Below are 5,606 nucleotides of genomic sequence, written 5' to 3' on the forward strand. Positions count from 1 at the left end.
TCCCTGTTGAAAGCAATTTGCGGGACGCATCCGCGCTCCGGCGGCTCAATGTCGCTCGATGGTGAGGACGTGGGGCGGTTGGGTGCTGATGGTTTGGCGAAAAAAGGCGTGGCTGTCGTTCCACAAGGGCGGATGATTTTCCCATTGCTCACGGTCAAAGAAAATTTGGAAACGGGCTTTACCTGTTTACCGCGTGATGAGCGGTTTATTCCGGATGAGGTGTTTGAACTTTTCCCGATCCTCAAAGACTTTATGCATCGTCGCGGCGGAGATTTGTCGGGAGGTCAGCAACAGCAACTTGCCATTGCCCGCGCTCTCATCATCAAGCCAAAGTTGCTTTTGCTCGACGAGCCGACAGAGGGTATTCAGCCGAATATCATTCAGCAAATCAGTCGAGTGATTTCTCTTTTGCGCGATCGTGGCGATATGGCAATTGTCCTCGTGGAGCAGTATTTCGAGTTTGCATATGATCTTGCGGATCAGTTGGTGTTCATGGAACGTGGTAAGGTCACATCACGCCATAAAAAATCGGAGATATCAAAAGCGGATGCGGCCAAGGTGTTTCGCATCGCGTAAGGTGTCAATCAACTCACGTGGTTTTTCTTCCCCATATCCACAATGAGATCGCGCAGACGCTCCGCCGTGGGCGTGAGATGTGTGCCCGCACGCGTCAAAATGCCAAATTCGTCCACAGCCAATTCAAGGGGCGTGTTTAAGGTTTGGATTTGACCATCAGCGCCAAAAATATGTGCGACCGCTGAGGCGATTGGCGCAATTGCATTAGTTTGGCTCACGGCGGCAAGTGTCAGCAAGAACGACGACGTGTTGAGGACGCGCGCGGGGGGAGCATGCCCTAAATCGCGCAGCGCCCGTTCAACGGTTTGGCGCAAGATCGCGCCAGATGCAGGCATGACCCAATCGTAGTTTAAAAGGCTTTCAAGAGATGTGTCGGCTTGCGCGCGCATCAAAGGGTGGTTTTGCCGTGCGATGAGGCTTACGGGCTCTACGCCGATGGGCGTGTAATCGAACAAAGTAGCGGTTGAATCTTCGGGGAGGCGCGCGAGTGCAAAATCGAGGCGACGATCAAGAACCATGTCACGCAAATGGTCAGATGTTGCCACTTCGATCTCGACTTGTGCGGCAGGCATGTCAATGCGCGCGTGGCGCACGACCGGCAAAACAAGATCAATTGCTGGCCCCGTTACGGCACCAATCGCAACCGCGCCGGTAAGTCCGCGCCGTAACTCGTCGATTTCGCGCCCTGCATCGCCAATCTCGTTTAGAATACGGTCTGCGCGGATCGCTAATGCGCGACCCTCGGGCGTCAGTGTAATGCCCCGCCCCTCGCGTTGATAAAACTGGGCATCAATGATGGTTTCAATTTCAGAGGCAAGCCGTGACGCCGCCGGTTGTGCAATACCCAAAGCATGCGCTGCGTCTGTGAGCTTTGCTTCGGTCAATAGGGCCGCGGCAAGACGCAGATGATTGATTTTCATTCCCTTGCGCAAAAGATCGGTCATCGGTGTTCCAGTCAAACAGACATCATAAGATATCTTTAATGGTATGATTTAATAATTATACATAATTTGACTGGGATGAGATGCCAAGGCCTTATCAGCGCCGACGTTATGTACGTCGGGACCGATTCCGGTCTTATTGACGACGACCGGCTTTTCCGGTCTTGGGAGGATACATTCATGAAACTTACAAAAACACTGGCGCTTGCCGCTGCTGTCTCCACGCTTGCGATTTCTGCATGGGCGGAAGGCACTGTCGGCATCGCAATGCCAACAAAATCTTCGGCACGTTGGATTGCTGACGGCGACAACATGGTCAAAGAACTCGAAGCTGCGGGCTACACAGCCGATCTGCAATACGCAGAGGACGATATCCCCAACCAGCTCGCACAGATCGAGAACATGGTCACCAAAGGTGTGGACGTGCTCGTGATTGCGGCGATCGACGGCACAACGCTGTCCAATGCGCTCGCCAACGCTGCGGCTGCTGGCGTGAAAGTAATCGCTTATGACCGCCTGATCCGCGATTCTGGCGATGTTGACTACTACGCCACATTCGACAACTTCAAAGTTGGCGTTCAGCAGGCAACAACAATCGTCGAAGGCCTCAAAGCCCGCTTTGGTGATGGCCCTTACAACGTTGAGCTTTTCGGTGGCTCACCCGACGATAACAACGCCTACTTCTTCTACAATGGTGCGATGTCCGTGTTCGATCCTTTGATCGCAGATGGCACCGTTGTGGTTCAGTCCGGTCAAATGGGCATGGACAAAGTCGGCACATTGCGTTGGGATGGTGCGGTGGCACAGGCGCGCATGGATAACCTTTTGTCCGCGCATTACACCGACAAAGAAGTCCACGGTGTGTTGTCCCCCTATGATGGTCTGTCCATTGGTATCCTATCGTCCCTCAAAGGTGTCGGATACGGATCCGGCGATATGAAAATGCCAATCGTGTCCGGTCAGGATGCCGAAGTTCCGTCAGTGAAGTCCATCCTCGCAGGCGAGCAGTATTCCACGATCTTCAAAGACACACGTGAGCTGGCAAAAGTGACCGTGGGTATGGTCGACGCCGTTCTCGGTGGTTCCGAGCCAGAGATCAACGATACGACAACCTACGACAACGGCATCAAAGTGATCCCCGCTTACCTTTTGGAGCCACTTCCCGTTGATGCGTCCAACTGGGAAGAGCGTCTGATCGACACCGGTTACTACACAATGGATCAAATCAAGTAAGTGACTTGATCTGAACTTACGCGAGGCCGCCCGAGTTTCCCTAGAGGCTCGGGCGGCTGCACCTCATATTGCCATGTGTGGCGATGGGGTTTTGATTTAAGGGTACGTACACCCCGCAGAAGGGCACGCCATGACCACACTTCTGGAAATGAGAAATATAACCAAAGAGTTCCCCGGCGTGAAAGCGCTCGATCAGGTGAACCTTAAGGTCGAACAGGGCGAAATTCACGCGATATGCGGCGAAAATGGCGCCGGAAAATCGACATTGATGAAGGTGCTTTCGGGCATCTACCCCATTGGCACCTATGACGGCGACATCCATTACGAGGGCGATGTCGCAGCCTTTAAAACGCTCAGCGATAGTGAAAATCGTGGTATTGTGATTATCCACCAAGAGCTTGCTTTGGTACCTGATCTGTCGATTGCCGAGAACATTTTTCTGGGCAATGAGCGCGCGGTGAACGGCGTGATCAATTGGCACGAAACCAATGCGCGCACCGAAGAGCTTTTGAAAAAGGTTGGTTTGGCAGAAACGCCGACAACGAAGGTCGATAGTATTGGCGTGGGCAAACAGCAGTTGGTCGAGATTGCCAAGGCCCTATCAAAAGACGTGAAGCTTCTAATTCTGGATGAGCCGACGGCGGCACTTCAAGAAAATGACAGCCGCAAATTGCTTGATCTGATGTTGGAGCTGAAATCGCAGGGCGTCACCTGTATCATCATCTCGCACAAGCTTAACGAAGTCCGATATGTTGCGGATACCGTGACGGTGATCCGCGATGGACAAACCGTTTCTGCCCACGCTGCGAAGGGTCTGTCAGAGGATAAGATCGTGGCCGACATGGTGGGTCGCGATATGACGCACCGCTATCCCAAACATGTGCGCACGCCAGGCGAAATGCTGATGGAAGTGGACGGATGGAACGTTTGGCATCCCGAGCACGGCGACCGACAAGTGGTCAAAAACGCATCATTCACTGTCCGTGCAGGCGAGGTCGTCGGCATCGCGGGCTTGATGGGTTCGGGCCGGACCGAATTGGCGATGTCCGTATTTGGCAAATCCTATGGACGTAGTATTTCGGGCAACGTCAAATTGCACGGCAAAGAGGTCGATGTGTCGAAAGTGGACCGTGCGATTGACGCAGGTCTGGCCTATGTGACCGAGGACCGCAAATCTCTTGGCCTCGTGTTGGAGGAAACGATCCGTTTCAACACTACATTGGCCAACCTTGAGGAGGTCTCCAAGGGGGGCATTCTCAACAAGAACGAAGAGACCAAAGCGGCGGAACGCTACCGCGAGGCTTTGGCCACGCGCACCCCGTCGGTATTCCAAAAGGTGATGAACCTATCGGGCGGCAACCAGCAAAAGGTCGTGCTGGCCAAGTGGTTGTTTACCGAGCCTGAGGTTTTGATCCTCGACGAGCCTACACGCGGGATCGACGTGGGTGCAAAATACGAGATTTATACAATCATCAACGATCTGGCCGCGCAGGGAAAAGGCGTGGTCATGATCTCGTCGGAAATGCCCGAGCTTTTGGGCATGTGCGACCGAATTTATGTCATGAACGAGGGCGCGTTGGTCGGTGAATTGACCGCCGCCGAGGCGAGCCAAGAGCGCATTATGTCGCTCATCGTCAGCGAATAGGAGAGCAGGGATGGACAAGACTAATCAAACGGGGCTGAAGGCCTACCTCGCGGCAAATTTGCGCGAATACGGTCTCTTATTTGCCCTGATCGGCGTTATGGCGTTTTTCCAAATCGTCACGAACGGTACGCTGTTGCGGGCGGTGAACATCACCAACCTGCTACTGCAAAATTCCTACATCATCATCATGGCTCTGGGGATGTTGGTAATTATTGTGGGGGGGCATATCGACCTGTCGGTCGGATCGGTTATGGGCTTTATCGGTGCCTTAGCGGCCGTGATGATTGTCAATTGGGATATGAATCCGTTCCTCACGATTGCTATCTGTCTGGTCGCGGGTGGCATCATTGGCGGGGCGCAGGGCTATTGGGTGGCCTATTGGCGCATTCCGCCTTTTATCGTCACACTTGCAGGCATGTTAGTGTTTCGGGGTCTGTCTTTGTGGTTGTTGCAGGGCCAGTCGGTTGGACCGTTCCCGCGTGAATTTACAGTGATTGCAAACGGATTTGTCCCTGACGTGTTCCCCGCCGCATGGGGTGAGAGCCTCGCAGTGATGACGGGGGTACGTCAAGTTAATGTTTTGGCTGTCGTCATGGGGTTTGTCGCAGCCGCCTTTGTCATCTGGCGCGGCATGAAACAACGTGCCACCAACAAGGCCTACGGGATCGAAGATGAGCCACAGAGCTTTTTTATCGCCCGCACAGGTATCGTGGCCTTTGCACTAATCTTTGTCATGTGGAAACTTGCAACCTTTCGCGGTTTGCCAAACGTGTTGATCACCATGGGTGTACTAACCGTAATCTACGCCTTTCTCACTGAAAACACCGTAATTGGCCGTCGTGTCTACGCGATGGGCGGCAATGAGAAAGCGGCGAAATTGTCGGGCATCAATACCGAGCGCCTCACCTTTCTCGCGTTTGTAAACATGGGAGTTCTGGCGGCGGCTGCGGGCCTTGTGTTTGCGGCGCGTTTGAATACCGCCACACCAAAAGCGGGCTTTGCTCTTGAACTTGATGTGATTGCGGCGGTGTTTATCGGTGGCGCATCGATGTCCGGCGGCGTTGGCACAATTGTGGGTGCGGTTGTCGGTGCGTTCCTTATGGGGGTGCTCAACAACGGCATGTCGATCATGGGCATCGGCATTGATTATCAACAAATGATCAAGGGTCTCGTGCTTCTGATGGCTGTGGTCTTTGACGTCTACAACAAAC

Annotated in this window: 5 protein-coding genes; 4 read left to right on the top strand and 1 reads right to left on the bottom strand. The window is 53.6% G+C overall.

Annotation, left to right across the window (positions count from 1 at the left end; translation table 11 throughout):
- A partial coding sequence (locus ACTG34_RS08130; RefSeq protein ID WP_439104450.1) for an ATP-binding cassette domain-containing protein occupies positions 1-576 on the top strand: 576 nt, incomplete at its 5' end.
- Between the two features lie 8 nt (positions 577-584).
- Here the strand turns inward: ACTG34_RS08130 and ACTG34_RS08135 are convergent.
- Positions 585-1,520: a LysR family transcriptional regulator gene (locus ACTG34_RS08135; RefSeq protein ID WP_439104451.1), complete on the bottom strand. Its 936-nt coding sequence runs from the start codon at positions 1,518-1,520 to the stop codon at positions 585-587.
- 177 nt (positions 1,521-1,697) lie between these two features.
- Here ACTG34_RS08135 and chvE point away from each other — a divergent pair, with 177 nt between their 5' ends.
- From chvE to mmsB, 3 genes are all read left to right on the top strand, one after another.
- Positions 1,698-2,750, top strand: a complete 1,053-nt coding sequence (chvE, locus tag ACTG34_RS08140; RefSeq protein WP_439104452.1) for a multiple monosaccharide ABC transporter substrate-binding protein — start codon at positions 1,698-1,700, stop codon at positions 2,748-2,750.
- A gap of 130 nt (positions 2,751-2,880) precedes the next feature.
- Positions 2,881-4,395, top strand: coding sequence for a multiple monosaccharide ABC transporter ATP-binding protein (mmsA, locus tag ACTG34_RS08145; RefSeq protein ID WP_439104453.1), 1,515 nt, complete (start codon positions 2,881-2,883; stop codon positions 4,393-4,395).
- Between the two features lie 10 nt (positions 4,396-4,405).
- A partial coding sequence (gene mmsB, locus ACTG34_RS08150; RefSeq protein ID WP_439104454.1) for a multiple monosaccharide ABC transporter permease occupies positions 4,406-5,606 on the top strand: 1,201 nt, incomplete at its 3' end.

Origin of the sequence: Celeribacter marinus, assembly GCF_965656515.1 — a bacterium.
Lineage (GTDB): Bacteria > Pseudomonadota > Alphaproteobacteria > Rhodobacterales > Rhodobacteraceae > Celeribacter > Celeribacter marinus_D.

What these genes read in the sequence shown, in the direction of transcription:
- ACTG34_RS08135 (WP_439104451.1), bottom strand. Translation starts at nt 1,520, where the DNA reads ATGACCGATCTTTTGCGCAAGGGAATGAAAATCAATCATCTGCGTCTT.
- mmsA (WP_439104453.1), top strand. Translation starts at nt 2,881, where the DNA reads ATGACCACACTTCTGGAAATGAGAAATATAACCAAAGAGTTCCCCGGC.
- chvE (WP_439104452.1), top strand. Translation starts at nt 1,698, where the DNA reads ATGAAACTTACAAAAACACTGGCGCTTGCCGCTGCTGTCTCCACGCTT.